This is a genomic window from Luteimonas aquatica (assembly GCF_022662575.1).
Classification (GTDB): Bacteria; Pseudomonadota; Gammaproteobacteria; order Xanthomonadales; family Xanthomonadaceae; genus Luteimonas; species Luteimonas aquatica.
Genome location: NZ_JALBFU010000002.1, coordinates 243,880 through 261,372, shown reverse-complemented (window position 1 = coordinate 261,372; position 17,493 = coordinate 243,880). Strand labels below are relative to the sequence as shown.

Here is a 17,493-nt window from a genome sequence, read left to right as displayed (position 1 = left end):
TTCAACGATGCGCCGCCGCCAGCAGCGCCTCGCTGGCGATCAGCGGATCGCCGGTGCGCTCGTAGGCTTCCACCCAGGCCGGATAGTTGTGGATGTTGGGCAGCTGCTGCGGATGGAATCCCGGCTTGAAGTAGGCCAGCAGCTTGGGCGCGAGCGAACCGAAGATGCCGCGCCGGGGACCGTACACCCAGGGGAAGTAGCGCAGGTGCAGTCCCAGCCGCGACCAGAAGCCGTAGCCGTCGGCGCGCAGCAGCACGTCGGTGGTCACGTAGGAGCGGCTGGCCATGCGCCAGGTGGCGAACAGCATGGCGCCGGCGCGCTTCCAGTAGCCGACCTTGGCCACCTTCTGCATGACGTCGTAGGCCACCGACTTGTGCTCCATCTCCTCGATCGCGTGCCAGGCGAACATCGCCACGACGTGCGGGTCCGAGCCGGCGGTGACCGAGGCGCGCGCGAAGAAGGCCTCGGCCAGCATTGCGGTGAAATGCTCGAAGCCGGCGGTCGCGGCCAGGTTGAACTCCGGCGAGAAGCGCTCGGTATCGGCATCGAGGATGCGCTTCATCTCCCGCACCACGTTGTCCACCGGCAGCCCCTGCGCCTGCAGCATGCGGTTGTAGCGGGTGTGGGTCATGCCGTGCTGGCCTTCCTGGCGCATGAAGTTGCGCACGTCCTCCTGCATCGCCGGATCGGTGATGCCGTCGCGGAAGGCGCGCACGCTGGTGATGAAGTAGCGCTCCCCGTCCGGGAAGCCCATCTGCAGCGCATCCAGGTAGCGCGTCTTGTACGGATTGCCCTTGAACCAGTACCTGGGCAGATCGTTTCCGAGACCGAAGTCCAGGTTTTCCCGGGGCACGATCGCCTCGGCGTGCGCAACGGCGGTGTTCATGGCCCTGCCCTCCAGCAAGCTGTCTGCACGATAGGGGGCCGGCGCGGCAGGGGATATGATGCGTGGCGACAGAATATGTCTTTACGCGACACGGGCGCGGCCGGGGGCTGGCGCCCGCGAGAGCGGATCGCCCACGACGCCCGGGAACCCTGCCAGCCGACATGTCCACGATATCGCTCCACGACCTGTCCAGGTTCACCACGGTCGGCGCGCTGTGCGGTTTCGACATCGGGCCGGTGCTGAAGGAAGTCGGCATCCAGGTGGCCGGGCACGACGAGGAAGAGACGCCGCTGGCGCTGGACACCATCGCCCGGCTGTTCGAGCTGTGCAGGCAGCGCACCGCCAAGGGACATTTCCCCTTCGTGCTGGGCGAGCACTTCGCCTTCGAGAACGTGCCGGAGGTGCAGGCGTTCCTGATCACCAGCAGCTCGCTGCGCGAGGCGCTGTGGATGCTCGAGTTCCTGCCCAACCTGGTGCAGCCGGACCTGGTCTCGCGCTACCGGATCGCCGGCGAACACATCGCGGTCTACTTCGACCTGCAGTCGCGCAACAAGACGGTGCGCTCGCCGGAACTGATCGAGACCACCTACGTGGTCTTCGCCAAGTTCCTCGGCCAGGTGCTGCAGGGATCGCCGGCGCACCTGGAACTGGCCTTCCAGCACGAGCCCCTGGCCGCGATCGATCTCTACCAGAAGCAGTTCGGCGCGCGCCCCGTCTTCGGCGCCGAGCACAACGTGATCCGGCTCAAGTCCGAGCTGCTCGACCGCGCGCTGCCCAGCGGATCGCCGACCCTGCACGCCAAGGCGCAGCTGCTGCTGGAAACGCGCCTGCAGCGCCTGCAGGCCGATCACGGCCTGGCCGGCAGCCTGCTGCTGATGCTGCGGCACGCCCCGGCGATCGCGGTGGCCGAGGCGGCGCTGCGCCTGGGCGTGGAGCCGCGCACCCTGCAGCGCAAGCTCAAAGAGGCGGGCACCTCCTTCGCGATGCTGCAGACGCAGGTGCGCTTCGATCTGGCCAAGGGCATGCTGGCCGACCGCGAGCTGGACCTGGACGCCATCGCCGCCAAGCTCGGCTTCGCCGACCGCGTCAGCTTCACCAAGGCCTTCTCGAAGTGGGCGGGCCAGCCGCCGGCCACCTACCGGCGCGAGCACCTGACCTGAGACGCGGCACGCGCGGCTAGCGGCGCTTGTCCTTCGCTGCCTTGTCCTTCGCCGCCGTCTTGCCCGCCTCCGGCTTGGCCAGCGGCCGGCCCCAGCGCACGAAGCTGTCGCGGATGTTCTGCCGCATGCGCGCCGAGGCATCGGGCTGCTGCGCGCCGAGGCCGAACTGCTTGGCCACCGCGCGCCAGCCGTCCGCCTGTCCCTGCTGCCAGGCCTCGACCGCCGCGCGGCAGGGCTTGCCCACCAGCTGCGCGACGGCGCAGGCGTAGTAGACATCGCCCGGCGCCCAGCCGCGCTTCATCACCAGCTCGGTCACCAGCTCGCGCGGCGCGGCGTGGTAGCGCACCAGCTCGTCGAGGAAAGCGCCGCGGTAGCGGGCGGCGTACTGGTTGATGTCGGCCAGCTGGCGGTCGACCCAGGCATCGCCGGTGCGCGCCTCCCATTCGGCGGCCGGCCGTTGCGCGGGCTGCGGCGCCGGTTGCGGGGCGGCTGGCGCGGAGGCCTTGGCCTGGGCGTACGCGTCCGGCGACGGCAGGCCGGCGGCGAGCACGAATACGGCGATGGCGGCGAACGTCTTCATCGGCAATGCGGTTGCGGGACCACGCCGCTCATGGCGCGGCGGGCACGGGGGTGAGGATATCGTCGTCGCGACCGGAACGGGACCCCTCGAGCGCGTCGCGCAATTGCAGGGCGCCGCCCTCGACCACGCCGAACAGGCGCTGGCCGCCCCGGTCGCCGCGCAGCAGCAGCACGCCCGCCCGCACCTGCTCCCAGCTGCCCTGCTCGGCATAGTCGAGATCGCCGTCGCCGGACAGATAGGTCTCCAGCAGCCGGTAGCGCCCTTTCCCGCCCTGCCGCTGCAGGATCAACCGCGTGTCGATGCCTTCGCAATCGACGCAGGACAAGGTCCCGGCCCAGGCCGCCTCGCCGTCGCCCTGCCCCAGGCCCGGGATCGGCGCGGTCGAACGCGGCGCGCCGCCGCAGCCGGCCAGCGCCGCCAAGACCAGCGCGCCACCGATGCCGGCCAGGCGCGGAGCGCGGCGTGGGCGCGGCATCGTCATCCGGGCACGGCCGGGTCAGGCCGCCGCGGAAGCGGCCAGGCGCGCGGCCTCGGCCGCGATCGCCGCCACCGCGGCGGGCAGGCCGCGCGGATCCTCGCTCACGCGCATGCGCGCGGCGAACGCGGCCACGTCGGCCTCGCGTTCGTGGCTCCAGGTGGTGTGGTAGGGCATGTGCACGCCCCAGCCGCCCAGCCGCAGCACCGGCGCGATGTCCGAGCGCAGCGAGTTGCCGACCATCACGAACTGCGCCGGGGCGATGCCGAACTCCTCCAGCAGCCGCGCGTAGGTGGGATCGTCCTTCTCGCTGACGATCTCGATGCGGTGGAACAGTCCGGCCAGCCCGGAATCGCGCACCTTGGCCTCCTGGTGGAACAGGTCGCCCTTGGTGATCAGCACCACCTCGTGCTCGGCGGCGATCGCCTCCACCGCCTCGCGGATCCCGGGCAGCAGCTCGACCGGATGGCGCAGCAGGTCCTTGGCCAGCTGCACGATGCGATGCACGTCGGCGGCGCTGATGCGCTGCCCGGTGATGGCCACGGCCGCCTCGATCATCGACAGCGTCATGCCCTTCACGCCATAGCCGAACCAGGCGAGATTGGTCTTTTCGATGTCGTACAGGCGCTCGAGCACGCGCGCGTCGGCGAGATCGACATAGGCGCCGACGATGCGCTCGTAGTCCTCCTGCGCCCGGTCGAAGTAGTCCTGGCTGCGCCAGAGGGTGTCGTCGCCGTCGAAGGCGACCAGGCGGATTCCGCCGTCGCTGGGCATCATGTCTCTCGCGCCCGTCGTGTCCATCGCATCCATGGCGCGATTATGACGCGCGCTCCATAAAAAAGGCGGCCCGAAGGCCGCCTGCGCACACCATGAAACGATTCGTTGCCTCGAGCTCAGCCGCCGGTGTTGCCGGGCGTGGCGGTTCCCTTGGCAGCATAGGCCTTGTACTCGTCGGCCGTGAGCTTGCCGTCCTTGTCGGTGTCGGCCTCGTCGAACACCTGGGTCAGGCTCGGCACGGTGGTGACTTCCTGCTTGGAGAGGTTGCCGTCCTTGTCCGCATCCAGGTCGGCCCAGGTCACCTGCTTGGGCTGGGCGCCCGGCGGCTGCGCGCTGGGCTCGGCATTCTGGGTGGTGGTGGTGGGCGGGGTCGCCTGCGCGGCGGCCGGATCGGTCGAGGTGGTCGGCGCGCTTTGCGCGAATGCCAGCGGCATGGCGAGCACGGCACCGAAGGCGACCAGTCCGGACAGGGATTTGCGTACAAGATTCATCGGGTTCTCCATCAACGTGAGTGGCGCGCGGCGATGTGCGATCGGTGGCGATCGGACTCGCTTCTGCACAGGGCGACCTTGCCCGCGCGCGCATGAACACAGTTCGGGCCGCGATCGGCCCGCTTACATCCGTTTAACCACTCGCGCGGCGAATGCGGCTAGCCGGCACCGTACGCGCCGCGCATCGCGCCTTCCGCGCCGGTCGGCGCGCGCCGCGCCCGCTTGTCCACCGCTGAACGCAACACAACGTTTACGAACCGCCGATGCGCCGGCGGCCGCCTCGCGCCGCCGGATGCGCCGCACGCGCGCCCTATCCGCGACAGCGGTCACGCCGGCTAGGCGTCGTCCTCGGAGCGCGCGCTCACCTCGATCCCGCCATCGGCCGCCGTCGCGACGGCGATGCGCATCGGCCGGCAGCACACCTGGCAATCCTCGATGTAGTCCTGCACGCCGGCCGAATCGTCCACCAGCAGCGCGATCCATTCGCCGCAATACGGGCACTGCACTTCGACGCTCGGCAACATGGGAACACCTCTTCGACGATGGCGGCATCTTGCCCCAGGCGGCGCGGCGGCGCGAGGCCGGGCGCATCGCGCGCAGCATCGCCATCCGCGCGTGTCGGCGGCGACCAAGTCTGCTAAGTTCGCCAGACCGCGGATCGGCGCGCATGCGCTCATCCGAGCGTTCGCCGGCCGCGGCATGCCCATGAAGCTTCCCGCGCCCGCTTTCGCCTGCCTGCTGTCGCTCGCCCTGATCGCCTGCAACGAGCCCGGCAACGCCACCGCGCCCGCCGATGCCGCCGTCGCGGCGAAGAGCGACGAGCGCCCCTTCGCCGTCACCGAGGTCGCGCGCTTCGACGAGCCCTGGGCGATGGCTTTCCTGCCCGACGGGCGCCTGCTCGTCACCGAGAAGGAAGGCGACCTGAAACTGCTGGACATCGCCAGCGGCAAGCAGGGCGAGGTCGACGGCGTTCCCGAGGTGGCCTACGGCGGACAGGGCGGGCTCGGCGACGTCGCGCTGCACCCGCGCTTCGCCGACAACGGCCTGGTCTATCTCAGCTACGCCGAGCCCGGCGAGGGCGACACCCGCGGCGCCGCGCTCGCGCGCGCCAGGCTCGCGCTCGACGGCAGCGGCGGCGGCCGCCTGGAGGATCTGCGGGTGATCTGGCGCCAGGTGCCGAAGGTCAGCGGCGACGGGCATTTCGGCCATCGCATCCTGTTCGGCGCCGACGGCAAGCTGTGGCTCACCTCCAGCGAACGGCAGAAGTTCGATCCGGCCCAGGACATGGCCTCGAACCTGGGCAAGCTGCTGCGCCTGAACGACGACGGCAGCGCGCCGCAGGACAATCCCTTCGCCGCGCAGGGCGGCGTGGCCGCGCAGGTCTGGTCGCTCGGCCACCGCAACCTGCTCGGCATCGCCTTCGACGCTCAGGGCCGGCTGTGGGAAGCGGAGATGGGGCCCAAGGGCGGCGACGAACTCAACCTGATCGAGCGCGGCGCCAACTACGGCTATCCGATCGTCTCCAACGGCGACCATTACGACGGCCGCGAGATTCCCGACCACGACACGCGTCCGGAATTCGCCGCGCCGAAGCTGTGGTGGACGCCGGTGATCTCGCCCTCGAGCCTGATGATCTATTCGGGCGCGCTGTTTCCGCAGTGGCGCGGCAACGCCTTCCTGGGCGGGTTGTCGTCGCAGGCGCTGGTGCGGGTCGAGTTCGAGGGCACGCAGGCCAGGGAAGCGGCGCGCTACGACATGGGCGAGCGCATCCGCGACGTGGTGCAGGGACCGGACGGCGCGATCTGGCTGCTCGAGGACGGTTCGGACGCGCGCCTGCTGAAGCTCACGCCGGCGAAAACCTGACGCCTTCGCCGGCACGCTTTCGCCGGCGCATCGTCTACTGCGCCGGCCGCTCCTGCTTGAACCCCATCGCCTCCCGATACGAGGCGTACAGCGCCTGCAGCTTCTCGATGTAGGCCTGGGTCTCCGCATAGGGCGGCACGCCCTTGTAGCGCGTCACCGTGCCGATGCCGGCGTTGTAGGCCGCCGCCGCCAGGATGCGGTCGTTGCGGTAGCGCTTGAGCAGCAGCTTCATGTGACGCGCGCCGGCATTGATCGATTGCTGCGGCGAGAACGGATCGGTGACGCCGTATTCCTTCGCCACCTCCGGCATCAGCTGCATCACGCCCTGCGCGCCCTTGGGCGAGACGGCGGTGGCGACGAAGCCGCTCTCGGCATGCGCGATCGCGCGCAGCCACGCGTCCTCCACGCCGGTGGCCTTGGCCGCCGCCTTGAACAGCTTGGCGTGCTGGTCCAGGCGCGGCTTGCCGATCTTGCCCAGGCCCACGTGCGCCTGCTCGCCCGGCGGCGTCTGCACGGTGAACTTCAGGTACACGCGCGAGCCGGGCAGGTTGCGCGTGGAATAGACCAGCCTGCCGTCCTGCTCGCGCTCGTAGAGCGTGCCGCTGAACACGCCCATGTTGCCCCACAGGTTCGGGGTCTGCACGGCGTTGTCGTCGATCTGCCGGGCCTCGCACTTCGAGCCGGGCTCCGGCGCCGTGGCGAGGCTGACGGTGCCATCGCGCACGCAGCGATACACGGTGCGCGCCTGCGCGGACCCCGCCGCCAGCAGCGCGGCCAGCGTCGCCGCGGCGACGCGCCAAGCCAATGCCTTGTGCGGGGTCTTCATGCAAATGTCGGCGATGCTTGGCTAGGATGCCGCGTCGCCCGCCATGATACCGTCTCGCCGATGATGCAACGCCGACAGTTCCTGAAGAGCGCCGCCACCGCGTTCGCCGCCTGCGGCCTGCCGGTGCCGGCCCTGATGCTCGGCCGCGAGGCCGGCGCGGCCGAGCTCGAGACGCTCGGCCCCGCGGAGCGTTTCGACTACGCCACGCTCAAGGGCCGCGCCCGCGCGCTGTCGCAGGCCGCCTACCTGCCGCGCAGCGTCGCCCTGCCGCCGCCGGTGTCGAAGCTGGACTGGGACCAGTACCAGTCGATCCGCTTCCGCGCCGACCATGCGCTGTGGGCCGGCGAGGACACCCGCTTCCTGGCGCAGTTCTTCCACCTCGGCCTGTTCTTCAAGACGCCGGTGCAGATGTACGACCTCGTCGACGGACAGGCGCGCGAGATCCGCTATGCCCCGGCGATGTTCGATTACGGCGACAGCGGCCTGCGCGGCGCGGCGCTGCCGCCCGATCTCGGCTTCGCCGGCTTCCGCCTCAACCGGCGCAGCGATCCGCGGCGCGACTTCGCCGCCTTCCTCGGCGCCAGCTACTTCCGCGCGGTCGGCGCCGAGGGCCAGTACGGCCAGTCCGCGCGCGGCCTGGCGATCGACACCGGCACCGGCAAGCACGAGGAATTCCCGGACTTCGTCGCCTACTGGCTGGAGCGCCCGGCCGCGGACTCCGGCACCGTGGTGGTCTATGCCCTGCTCGACTCGCCCAGCGTCGCCGGCGCCTATCGCTTCGCGATCACGCCCGGCGACGTGCTGGCGATGGACATCGACTGCGCGCTGTACCCGCGCAAGGCCATCGAGCGCCTGGGCATCGCGCCGTGCACCAGCATGTACCAGGCCGGCGAGAACGACCGCCGCATGGACTGGGACTGGCGGCCGGAGATCCACGACACCGACGGCCTGGCGCTGTGGACCGGCAGCGGCGAGTGGATCTGGCGCCCGCTGTGCAATCCGCCGCAGCTGCGCTTCAACATGTTCGAGGACGACAAGCCGCGCGGCTTCGGCCTGCTGCAGCGCGACCGCGATTTCGACCACTACCAGGACGACGGCGTGTTCTACGACAAGCGCCCCTGCCTGTGGGTGGAGCCCAAGCAGGGCTGGGGCAAGGGTTCGGTGCAGCTGGTGGAGATTCCCACGCTCGACGAGACCTTCGACAACATCGTCGCCTTCTGGAACCCCCAGCAGCCGGTGCGCCCGGGCGAGGAGCTGCTGTTCGGCTATCGCCTGTCCTGGGGTGCGCGACCGCCGGCCGTGCCGACGCTGGCGCATTGCGTGGCCACGCGTACCGGCCTTGGCGGCAGGATCGGGTTCAAGCGCGCATATTTCTCCTGGCGCTTCGCCGTGGACTTCGCAGGCGGCGACCTGGCGGCGCTCGCCGCGAAGAACGCGACCGTCGAACCCGTGCTGCAGATCGGCGGCGGCGCGCGCGTGGAAACCGTGTCCGCGCGTCCGCTGCACGAGATCGGCGGCTATCGCGTGATGTTCGACGCGGTGCCGCCGGACGCCTCGACGCGGCAGATCGACATCCGCCTGTACCTGAAGGATGCGAGCGGCGCGCTCAGCGAAACCTGGCTGTACCAGTGGACGCCGCCGCCGGAAGCCGAGCGCCGCCTGTATTGAGTCGGCGGCGCGGTGGCCCCTCCCGCCGACGCGGGAGAGGCGCGCGGCACAACGGCGACGCGGGTCAGCAGTCCGGAATCACGACGCCGTTGTTGTCCCTGGCCTCGTCGTTGCCCCAGCGGCTGAGGTAATAGGCCGATACCCACTGTCCGGCCGGGCCGACGTCCAGGTCGGTCTTCAGCCACCAGTGGTTGAACGCCGTGCCGTTGCGGATCTCGCGGCCCCAGGCCTTGCAGAACACGTAGTTGGTGCCCGCGTACAGGGTGCCGGTCTGCGCGGTGCTGGTCGGCGAAGCGTAACCCGGCGCGTTGGCGAACGTGTCCACCCAGTAGCGCCCGGGTTGCGGGTTGCCGCCGCAGCCGTTGTCGCTGGTCAGGCTGGCGACGCCGCTGCCGCCGGGGTACGGCGCCAGCGAGCGGCCGTTGATGTAGATCACCTGGCCGACGCCGTTGAGCAGCTGCTCGTAGTGGATGTGCGCGCCGAAGCTGTTGCCGGTGTTGCCGGTCGTCCCGATCCTCTGCCCCTGGCTCACCGAGGCGCCGTTCGCGGTCGAGAAGCCGGACAGATGGAAATAGTAGGTTTTCCAGCCGCCGCCATGATCGACGACCACGTAGTTGCCGGCGCCGTTGGCCTCGTAGTACTGCCAGGCGCTGCCGGCGGCCGAGGCCAGCACCGGCGTGCCGCCGGGCGCGTTGAAATCCAGCGCCTGGCGCACCTCGCTCGAATGGTGGTAATAGGAATAGGTCTGCCCGCACGGATAGGGCGCCTTGAAGTTCGGAGCGGCGAGCGCGGACGCGCTCCAGGACAAACAGATCGCGGCTGCGATCGAAAGCACGCGAGCAAGCATTGGACATTCCCCCATCGGTTGGTCGAGATCGACGTCTTGGTCGGATGCGGCGAGCGGCGCGGAAGGGACAGCGGAGGCCGCTGCGTCCCGAACCGACCGATCGCCTGCGTTGTGGCGGCATGGCCATGCGGCCATGCCGGAAATCCTCATTGCCTGGCGGCACGCCCCTCCGCGCGGGTGCGGGAGGGGCATGCCCGGCGGACACGCCGGCTCAGCAGTTCGGAATCACCGTGCCGCTGTTGTCCTTGGCCTCGTCGTTGCCCCAGCGGCTGAGGTAGTAGGCCGACACCCACTGCCCGGCCGGACCGACGTCCAGATCGGTCCTCAGCCACCAGTGGTTGAAGCTGCTGCCGCTGCCGACCTGGCGTCCCCAGGATTTGCAGAACACGTAGTTGGTGCCGGCATTGAGCGTGCCGGTCGCCGCGGTGCTGGTCGGCGAGGCGTAGCCGGAGGCATTGGCGTAGGTATCCACCCAGTACTTGCCGGTGGCGGGAGGCGGCGGCGCGGCGCAGTCGGGAATCACCGCGCCGCTGTTGTCCTTGGCCTCGTCGTTGCCCCAGCGGCTGAGGTAGTAGGCCGACACCCACTGCCCGGCCGGGCCGACGTCCAGGTCGGTCTTCAGCCACCAGTGGTTGAACGCCGTGCCGTTGCGGATCTCGCGGCCCCAGGCCTTGCAGAACACGTAATTGGTGCCGGCATTGAGCGTGCCGGTCTGTGCGGTGCTGGTCGGCGAGCCGTAGCCGGGCGCATTGGCGAAGGTATCGATCCAGAACTTGCCGTCGCCCGGCCCCGGCCCCGGACCGGGGTTGCCGCCGTTGATCAGCGCGTAGTAGCTCGACCACGGGAAGTACTTGCCCGGATCGTAGCGGTTCTCGTTCTGGGTGAGCATGCCGTGGCCCTTCACGCGCACGCTGTCGGGCACCACGTGCCAGGTGTCGTAGCCGGGTCCCTGCCAGGCCGAGGCGCAGTTGACGCCGCGGCGCGCGCAGATGCTGGTGGTCAGCCGCGCCGAGGCGTTGACCATCGCAGAAGACCAGTTGCCGGCATCCGAGGCGTAGCCGTCATGCTCGATGCCGATGGTGTAGTAGTTGTGGTACTTGGCATGCCAGGCCTGGTGGTATTCGCGCACCATCTGCGTGATCTGGCCGTCGGACTTGCGGATCAGGTAGTGCGCCGACACCTGCGCGCTCGGGTTCTGGAACCAGGAGATCGCGCCGGCGTAGGAGCCCTCCATGGTGTGCATGATCACCGCCGTCATCGCGTTGCTGGCGGTGCTGTAGTTGCTGGAACTGGCGGGATTCCAGATCGCCTCGCCGAAGTCGCCGGCGAGCGTGGCATTGGCGGTGGCCGTCGTCGCCTTGCCCGCTGCGGCCGGCGCGGCATCGGTCTCGATGGAGTCCTGACCAGCATCCATGCGCAACGCCGGAGCGCGCAGCATGCGCAGCTGGCTGCCGCTGAAGGCGCGTTCCAGCTTCAGCGCGCGCGCCGGCACCGCGATGCCATTCCCGGCGACGCCGCGCTGCAGCGCCGTGAGCACGCCGTAGGCGAAACTCTGCCGCGCGTAGGTGTAGATCCGGCCGGCGCCGGGGCCGTAGCCGACGTAGCGCGCCAGCACCGCGCCCATCGTCTCGGGCCGGTCGGCCTGTGCCGACGGCTCGCCGATGGCGCGGTTTTCCTTCGAGGCGCGGTCGAGCAGCGCGGCCGCGGCCAGGATGTTGGTCTCCGGATCGCGCATCACCAGGCTGGCCGGCACGCCAAGCAGCCTGGCGCCCTCGGCGACCTGATCGGCGAAGCCTTCGCCGTGGTACAGGCCCATCACGCCCCAGGCGGCGGGCATGTGGCGATGGCCGGCGGCATCGCTCGGCGCGACGTGGTTCCAGCCGGTCTCGTTGTAGGCGATGGCCTCCAGCACGCCGCGCGGCAAGTCGGGATAGCGCGCATAGGCGCGCTGGAAGAAGGCGGGATAGTGCGCGCGCTGCGCGCGCTGGACGCCGAGCGCGGCCTGCGCCTGCGGCCTGACCGCCGGATCGGCGGCCACGAAGGACGGGGACGCCGCGCTCGCGACCGATGCGCCGCCCGCACAGGCGAGCAGGAGAGCGACTGCGATTCGGGTATGACCTCTATACATCTGCATCTAGATTTCCCCTCTTGATGGACGATGTCGGATCCCCGCCCCGAGCCTAACAGCCTGATTCGGGACGGAAAGCTAGTGAAGGCCCCAGGTGGCGGCGGGCGCGGCCCGGGACATGCATCAACTCCCCGCGCGCGTGACAGCGGTGTGAATGGCGCGGACATGCGCATCGCGGGTAGCATCGCCGGCTCCCATTCCGCGCCGCACCGCCATGACGCATTGGCAACACCTGATCCGCGACGTTCCCGATTTCCCGAAGCCGGGCATCGTGTTCAAGGACATCACGCCGCTGCTCGCCGACCGCGACGGCTTCGCCGCGGCCATCGAGGCGATGGCCGCGCCATGGCGCGAGGAGCGGCTGGACGCGGTGGTGGGCATCGAATCGCGCGGCTTCATCCTCGGCGCGGCGCTGGCGTTGGCCCTGGACACCGGTTTTGTCCCCGTGCGCAAGCCCGGCAAGCTGCCGGCACGGACGCTGTCCCAGACATACGCGCTCGAATACGGCAGCGATTCTTTGCACATCCACGCCGATGCCCTGCCGGTCGGTGCCCGCGTGCTGCTGGTCGACGACGTGCTCGCCACCGGCGGCACGCTGCTGGCGGCCTACGCACTGGCGCGACGCCTGGAAGCGGAGGTGGCCGGCGCCGCCGTGCTGGTCGAGCTTGACGCCCTGGGCGGACGCGCACGCTGGAGTGCGCCGATCCCTCTAGAGGCCACATTGCGCTACTGAGCGCAAGCTGCGGGCCGTTTCGCGCCGTCGCGCGCCGCTTTCGTCGCCGCATGCCGGGTTTCATCGCACCGGCGGCCACAAGCGCGTTTACCCTCGCTATGCTCCCCGGCACTCGCTTCCAGAGCCGCCCAGCATGACCGCCCTCCTCCTCATCGTCCGCCTGTTCCTCGCCTGGCTGGTGCTGTGCATCCTGCTGGTGCTGTTCCTGAGCCTGTTCTCCAACCACGACTTCGGATGGCTGTTCGGATTGCTCCTGCTCAGCTTCACCGTGCTGATCCTGCCCAGTGCCTATTCGCATGTGCGCCGCGTGCGCCTGATCGCCGGTCGCATCGACCGCGCCACGCTCGGCAACCGCCACCAGCGCCAGATCGAAGTGCCGTTCGAGGCCAATGAAGCCTTTGCCCTGCTCGATGCCGTGCTGCGCGAACAGCCTCGTGTCGAAGGCATCGAAAGTACGCGCGACAGCCTGCTGATCCGCGCCAAGGTGCGTCGCCCTGAGCCTTACGGCGACGGCCTGCTCGAACGCATCGACCGTTCCGGTCTGCTCACCTGGTTCGGCAACCGCCGCAACCAGGTGACAGGCACGGTGACGCCGGGCACGGGCGCCAGCAGCAGCATCGTGCTGCTGTGCGAACCGGACAGCCCGGCCTGGATGGATGCGATCGCCGTCGACCACGGCAGCAACCTGGAAACCGCCGAGGCTCTGGTCCGCGCCGTCACCCGCCGCGTCAACGAACACCGCCGCAACGAGCAGGCCGCCGTGCAGCAGACCGCCACCGAGAAGGAACTCACCGTCGCCAGGCTCAACCTGCTGCACGCGCAGGTGGAACCGCATTTCCTCTACAACACCCTGGCCAGCGCGCAGCTGCTCACGCGCAGCGATCCGGCGCGCGCCGACCTGATGCTCGGCCACCTGATCTCCTACCTGCGCCACTCGCTGCCGCGCGCCGAGCAGAACTTCTCCACCCTGGGCGAGGAACTCGAGCGCGCCAATGCCTACCTGGAAATCCTCAAGATCCGCATGGGCTCGCGCCTGACCACCCGCATCGACGTGGCGCCGGCGCTGCATGGCGTGCCGTTCCCGCCGATGATGCTGCAGACGCTGGTGGAGAACGCGATCAAGCACGGCCTGGAGCCCAAGCCCGAGGGCGGCACCGTCTGGGTGATCGCCAAGGCCGGCGACCGCGACGTGTCGGTGACCGTGGCCGACGACGGCCGCGGCCTGCATGCCGAAAGCAGCGGCACCGGCATCGGCCTGAAGAACGTGCGCGAACGCCTGCGCCTGCTCTACGGTCCGTCCGCGGCGCTGACCCTGGCCAACAACTTCCCGGCCGGCGTGGCCGCCACCATCGCCGTGCCCAAGACGGAGGGCGCCTCCCATGCCTGATTGCATCGTCGCCGAGGACGAGGAGCTGCTGCGCAACGCCCTGGTGTCGCTGCTCGGCGAGGCCTGGCCGGAACTGCGCATCGTCGCGGTCTGCGAGGACGGCGGCAGCGCGCTGGAAGCGATCGCCGAACACCGCCCGCAGTACGCCTTCCTCGACATCCGCATGCCCGGCCTCACCGGACTGGAAGTGGCGGCCGCGGCCGCGCGCGCGGAGCTGCCCACGCAGGTGGTGTTCGTCACCGCCTACGACCAGTACGCCATCGACGCCTTCGACCGCGGCGCGATCGATTACCTGCTCAAGCCGGTCTCGCGCGAGCGGCTGGCGGCCACCGTGCGCCGATTGCGCGCCCGCGACAGCCACCATCCCGACGCCGACACCCTCGCCGCCCTGCTCAGGCGCCTGCAGGACGCGCTCCCCGGGCGCGACAGTGCGACGGCGCTGTCCTGGCTTACCGCGAGCGCCGGCAAGGAGACCCGGCTGATCATGGTCGACGACGTGCTCTACTTCCAGGCCGACAACAAGTACACCACCGTGGTCACGGCCGAAGGCGAGGCGCTGCTGCGCAAACCGATCCGCGAACTGCTGGTCGCGCTCGACCCGGCGGTGTTCAAGCAGATCCACCGCGCCACCATCGTCAACCTGAAGGCCATCGCCTCGATCGTGCGCGACGACAGCGGCAAGGGCACGCTGCGCCTGAAGCACCGCGAGGAAACGCTGACCGTGAGCCAGCCCTTCATGACGCTGTTCCGCAACATGTGATCCCCGCGGGCAGGCCCGCCGCGCAGGCGGGCTCCCGAACCCACGCATCCGACGCGAAAGGAACCGATTCCATGCGTATCGCCACGCTCCTCTCCCTGGCCGTCCTGCTGCTCGCCGGCTGCAAGATCGAAGCCGGCGCGGTCACCACCACCCACTATTCGATCGACGGCGTCGGCGTGAACTCGACCCGTTCCCGCGTGTTCGACGGCAACGGCGTGTTCGACTGCGTGCAAAGCGTGAGCGGGCAATGCCACTTCGTGCTGTTCACCGAGCAATGCCGCGACCGGGCCGGCAACGCCGGCGCGGACGCCGCCCGCCCCGATCATCGCGCCTGCACCGCGCACGTCGTGCAGGCCTTCAGCCTCAAGGCCGGCACCTCCAAACGCCTGGATCGCCTGCCCAAGGATCTGCAGCAATGCGTCGGGCACCAGTCCGCGCCGACCGCACCGGACTGCCTGCAACCGACCGGCTGATCGCCGGCCGCGGCGTCCGGACACGAAAAAGGCGGCCGCGGCCGCCTTTTTCGTGGGCTCGACGAGGCTCGCTCAGGGCGTGGTCGTCGGCGCCGTGGTGCCGTCCTGGGCCGGCGGCGTGGTCGTGGTGTCCGTCGGCATCGTGCTGCTGGCCGGCGGCGTCGTGGAATCGGTGGCGGGCTGTTCGGCCGGGGGCGGCGTGGAGGACTCGGTCGACTCGCCGGTGCTCTGGCAGGCGGTGAGGGACAGGGCGCCGAAAGCGGCAAGAGCGAAGACGGCGTTGCGGATGCTGGTGTTCATGAAGTGTGGTTTCCTCATCTAGATGGCATGGGCGATCCGGAATTCCCGCCCATGTTCAACACCCCCTGCACCGCAGTTGCGAAGAATGCGCGTCACCAGATGAACGCGAACAACCGCGCGAAACCGCATCAAACGCTTGCTTAACACATCATGCGGGCAACGCGGCTATGCGCCGCCGCATGCAGCGCGCGCGAGGGCGTCCATGCCCTCGCCATGGCAGGGCTGCACGCTACTTCTGCTTGCCCTGCCCCTTGCCGTTGTTGCCCTTGCCGTTGCCGCCCTTGTTGCCATTGCCCTTGCCGTTGCCATGCGGCTTGTCCTGGTCGTCCCAGGTCCTGGCCGGCTTGCCGTGGCCGCGCGGGGCGCCGGCCACCTTCTTGGCCTTGCCCGGACCGTGCTGCGACCAGTCCACGCGGACCGGGCGGTCAATGACGATCGGATAGCCCCAACGGTCGTAGGTTCGCACCGCGCCGTTCTTCAACGCGTGGAAGGCCGACGAACCCGGCTTGATGCCGTGCCGCTTGGCGATGGCGCCCCAGCCCTGGCCGGGATCGCGCTCGTACTCGTTGACGATGTCCAGGCACGGCAGGCCGAGCGCGCGCGCGATGGCGCAGGCGTAGTACACATCGCCCGGCGCCCAGCCGCGCCGGCCGAGCAGATCCTCCACCAGCGAACGCGGCGCGCCGTAGTGGCCGCTGACCTCGTCGACGAACGGGCCGCGATAGCGCGTGCCGTAGTCGTTGATCTCGCCCAGGCGGTTGTCGACCCAGACATCGCCGGTGCGCAAGTTGTAGCCGACGGTCTGCGCCTGCGCCGCGCCCGCCAGGCCCAGCCCCAAGACCAGCGCAAGCATTCCGCCACGAATCCTGATCATTGCGTAACCCCCGCGTTAGGAAAGCCTTAGTGTCGGCATCGCCGATGAATGCCCGCATAAGAAACCGGCCCCGGCTAACGGCCGCGTGAACGTTTCGCGGGCCGGCCGGCGCATGGCATCGTTTACATGCGGTTGGTCCGCATCACGGCCATTGCACGAGGGGTTCACGGATCGCGAATGCGCGGGCGCGCAAGGTCGAATCGTCACGATCACGGGAGGTGGCCATGAAACGACGCCACGTCTTTTCCACGTCCGACATCGGGCAGGCGCGGCACGTCCTGGCGCTCGCCCGCCGCATCGGCCGGCCCGATACCGGCATTTTTCTCGTCGCACGCCCGGACATCGAGTCGCGGCAGATCCCGGACCGGCGCAAGCAGGCCGACACCGATTTCGTTCCCGCGGCGATCCGCGGCGCCGGCTATGGCGGCCTGGCCGGCATGCTCGCGGCCGGCACGGCGGCGCTGGTGCTCGCGCCGCTGGACCTGGCGCTGGTGGGCACCATGCTCATCGGCCTTGCCGCCGGCGCGCTGGTCGGCGCCTGGGCTTCCGCGCTGATGGGGTCGGCCATTCCCGACCCGGTGCGGCGCAAGTTCGAGGACGAGATCGCCGCCGGCCGCGTCCTGGTGGTGGTCGACTGCGACGATGCGCTGCACGAGCGCCTGGATCCGCAGCTCGAACGCGCGGGCGCGGTGCGCCTGAACTACGACGCGCCGTCCGCGATCGCCTGAGCGCGCATTCGGGACAATGGAACTGCTGCCGCAACTGTGGGTCGTCGGCGGCGCCGCCTACGCCATGCTGCTCGGCGGCGCGATCGGGCTGGAGCGCGAACTGAAGAACCGGCCGGCGGGCTTCCGCACGCACATGCTGGTCGCGGGCGCCTCTTCGCTGCTGATCGGCATGGGGCAGCTGACGATCCACGATCCGCGCTTCCGGCTGCCGTTCCTGGTCAACATCGATCCGTTGCGCCTGGTGGAGGCGGTGGTGGCCGGCGTCTCGTTCATCGGCGCCGGCACGATCTTCGCCCGCCGCAGCGGCCAAGCCATCGCCGGCATCACCACCGCGGCCTCGCTGCTGATGGTCGCGGTGATCGGCGCGAGCACCGGCTTGCGCTATCACATGCTCGCCTTCGCCTCGACGCTGCTGACGCTGCTGGTGCTGACGGTGCTCAAGGCCTTCGAACGCCGCGCCGGCACCGGCAAGGGGCTGCGCGGCTCCGATGGCGGCCCGCCTTCCCCGGACGGCGGGTAGCGCGCGGCGCCCTCCTG

General features: G+C 69.9%; 20 protein-coding genes. 9 read left to right on the top strand and 11 right to left on the bottom strand.

Annotated elements, in window-relative coordinates:
• Nucleotide 1 precedes the first annotated feature (1 nt).
• On the bottom strand, nucleotides 2-886 hold the full coding sequence (locus MD221_RS07185; RefSeq protein ID WP_242109017.1) for a metal-dependent hydrolase: 885 nt from the start codon (nucleotides 884-886) through the stop codon (nucleotides 2-4).
• A 161-nt stretch (nucleotides 887-1,047) separates the two neighbouring features.
• Here MD221_RS07185 and MD221_RS07180 point away from each other — a divergent pair, with 161 nt between their 5' ends.
• Nucleotides 1,048-2,046 (top strand): helix-turn-helix domain-containing protein, encoded by a 999-nt coding sequence (locus tag MD221_RS07180; RefSeq protein WP_242109008.1) that lies wholly within the window; start codon nucleotides 1,048-1,050, stop codon nucleotides 2,044-2,046.
• A gap of 16 nt (nucleotides 2,047-2,062) precedes the next feature.
• Here the strand turns inward: MD221_RS07180 and MD221_RS07175 are convergent, their stop codons facing one another.
• The 5 genes from MD221_RS07175 to MD221_RS07155 form a co-directional block, all read right to left on the bottom strand.
• Nucleotides 2,063-2,626 (bottom strand): hypothetical protein, encoded by a 564-nt coding sequence (locus MD221_RS07175; RefSeq protein ID WP_242109006.1) that lies wholly within the window; start codon nucleotides 2,624-2,626, stop codon nucleotides 2,063-2,065.
• Nucleotides 2,627-2,654: 28 nt separating this feature from the next.
• Complete coding sequence (locus tag MD221_RS07170) at nucleotides 2,655-3,107, bottom strand: copper resistance protein NlpE N-terminal domain-containing protein (RefSeq protein ID WP_242109004.1); 453 nt, start codon at nucleotides 3,105-3,107, stop codon at nucleotides 2,655-2,657.
• 15 nt (nucleotides 3,108-3,122) lie between these two features.
• On the bottom strand, nucleotides 3,123-3,878 hold the full coding sequence (locus tag MD221_RS07165) for an HAD family hydrolase (RefSeq protein ID WP_242108996.1): 756 nt from the start codon (nucleotides 3,876-3,878) through the stop codon (nucleotides 3,123-3,125).
• Between the two features lie 116 nt (nucleotides 3,879-3,994).
• A complete protein-coding gene (locus MD221_RS07160; RefSeq protein ID WP_242108988.1) occupies nucleotides 3,995-4,369 on the bottom strand; it encodes an EF-hand domain-containing protein in 375 nt (124 codons plus the stop codon).
• 335 nt (nucleotides 4,370-4,704) lie between these two features.
• The gene (locus MD221_RS07155; RefSeq protein ID WP_242108971.1) at nucleotides 4,705-4,893 is read right to left on the bottom strand and encodes a CPXCG motif-containing cysteine-rich protein; all 189 of its coding nucleotides are present in this window, start codon (nucleotides 4,891-4,893) and stop codon (nucleotides 4,705-4,707) included.
• A 181-nt stretch (nucleotides 4,894-5,074) separates the two neighbouring features.
• Between MD221_RS07155 and MD221_RS07150 the strand changes: the two genes are divergently transcribed.
• A complete protein-coding gene (locus tag MD221_RS07150; protein ID WP_425602224.1) occupies nucleotides 5,075-6,232 on the top strand; it encodes a PQQ-dependent sugar dehydrogenase in 1,158 nt (385 codons plus the stop codon).
• 34 nt (nucleotides 6,233-6,266) lie between these two features.
• Here MD221_RS07150 and MD221_RS07145 read toward each other — a convergent pair whose 3' ends face one another.
• Nucleotides 6,267-7,058 (bottom strand): lytic transglycosylase domain-containing protein, encoded by a 792-nt coding sequence (locus tag MD221_RS07145; RefSeq protein WP_242108967.1) that lies wholly within the window; start codon nucleotides 7,056-7,058, stop codon nucleotides 6,267-6,269.
• A gap of 63 nt (nucleotides 7,059-7,121) precedes the next feature.
• On the opposite strand from MD221_RS07145, the gene MD221_RS07140 reads away from it, so the two are divergent.
• Nucleotides 7,122-8,726 carry an OpgD/OpgG family glucan biosynthesis protein gene (locus MD221_RS07140; protein WP_242110659.1) on the top strand — a complete coding sequence of 535 codons (1,605 nt, stop codon included), beginning with the start codon at nucleotides 7,122-7,124 and terminating at the stop codon, nucleotides 8,724-8,726.
• Nucleotides 8,727-8,790: 64 nt separating this feature from the next.
• On the opposite strand, the gene MD221_RS07135 is transcribed toward MD221_RS07140, so the two are convergent.
• Together MD221_RS07135 and MD221_RS07130 are read right to left on the bottom strand one after the other, a co-directional pair.
• Entirely contained in the window at nucleotides 8,791-9,561 is a 771-nt protein-coding gene (locus tag MD221_RS07135) for a M23 family metallopeptidase (RefSeq protein ID WP_242108965.1), read from the bottom strand.
• 223 nt (nucleotides 9,562-9,784) lie between these two features.
• Entirely contained in the window at nucleotides 9,785-11,611 is a 1,827-nt protein-coding gene (locus MD221_RS07130) for an N-acetylmuramoyl-L-alanine amidase (protein WP_242108964.1), read from the bottom strand.
• 304 nt (nucleotides 11,612-11,915) lie between these two features.
• Between MD221_RS07130 and MD221_RS07125 the strand changes: the two genes are divergently transcribed.
• The 4 genes from MD221_RS07125 to MD221_RS07110 all read left to right on the top strand — a co-directional run bounded on the left by MD221_RS07125 (nucleotide 11,916) and on the right by MD221_RS07110 (nucleotide 15,054).
• Complete coding sequence (locus MD221_RS07125) at nucleotides 11,916-12,434, top strand: adenine phosphoribosyltransferase (RefSeq protein WP_242108962.1); 519 nt, start codon at nucleotides 11,916-11,918, stop codon at nucleotides 12,432-12,434.
• Nucleotides 12,435-12,567: 133 nt separating this feature from the next.
• Nucleotides 12,568-13,821 (top strand): histidine kinase, encoded by a 1,254-nt coding sequence (locus tag MD221_RS07120; RefSeq protein WP_242108961.1) that lies wholly within the window; start codon nucleotides 12,568-12,570, stop codon nucleotides 13,819-13,821.
• A complete protein-coding gene (locus tag MD221_RS07115) occupies nucleotides 13,814-14,581 on the top strand; it encodes a LytR/AlgR family response regulator transcription factor (protein ID WP_242108960.1) in 768 nt (255 codons plus the stop codon). Before MD221_RS07120 ends, MD221_RS07115 begins: the two co-directional genes overlap by 8 nt.
• A 71-nt stretch (nucleotides 14,582-14,652) precedes the next feature.
• Complete coding sequence (locus MD221_RS07110) at nucleotides 14,653-15,054, top strand: hypothetical protein (protein ID WP_242108959.1); 402 nt, start codon at nucleotides 14,653-14,655, stop codon at nucleotides 15,052-15,054.
• 72 nt (nucleotides 15,055-15,126) lie between these two features.
• On the opposite strand, the gene MD221_RS07105 is transcribed toward MD221_RS07110, so the two are convergent.
• Entirely contained in the window at nucleotides 15,127-15,354 is a 228-nt protein-coding gene (locus MD221_RS07105; RefSeq protein ID WP_242108958.1) for a hypothetical protein, read from the bottom strand.
• Nucleotides 15,355-15,583: 229 nt separating this feature from the next.
• A complete protein-coding gene (locus MD221_RS07100) occupies nucleotides 15,584-16,207 on the bottom strand; it encodes a hypothetical protein (protein WP_242108957.1) in 624 nt (207 codons plus the stop codon).
• A 245-nt stretch (nucleotides 16,208-16,452) separates the two neighbouring features.
• Between MD221_RS07100 and MD221_RS07095 the strand changes: the two genes are divergently transcribed.
• Nucleotides 16,453-16,956 carry a hypothetical protein gene (locus MD221_RS07095; RefSeq protein WP_242108956.1) on the top strand — a complete coding sequence of 168 codons (504 nt, stop codon included), beginning with the start codon at nucleotides 16,453-16,455 and terminating at the stop codon, nucleotides 16,954-16,956.
• Between the two features lie 16 nt (nucleotides 16,957-16,972).
• Complete coding sequence (locus MD221_RS07090; RefSeq protein WP_242108954.1) at nucleotides 16,973-17,476, top strand: MgtC/SapB family protein; 504 nt, start codon at nucleotides 16,973-16,975, stop codon at nucleotides 17,474-17,476.
• Nucleotides 17,477-17,493: the final 17 nt, after the last annotated feature.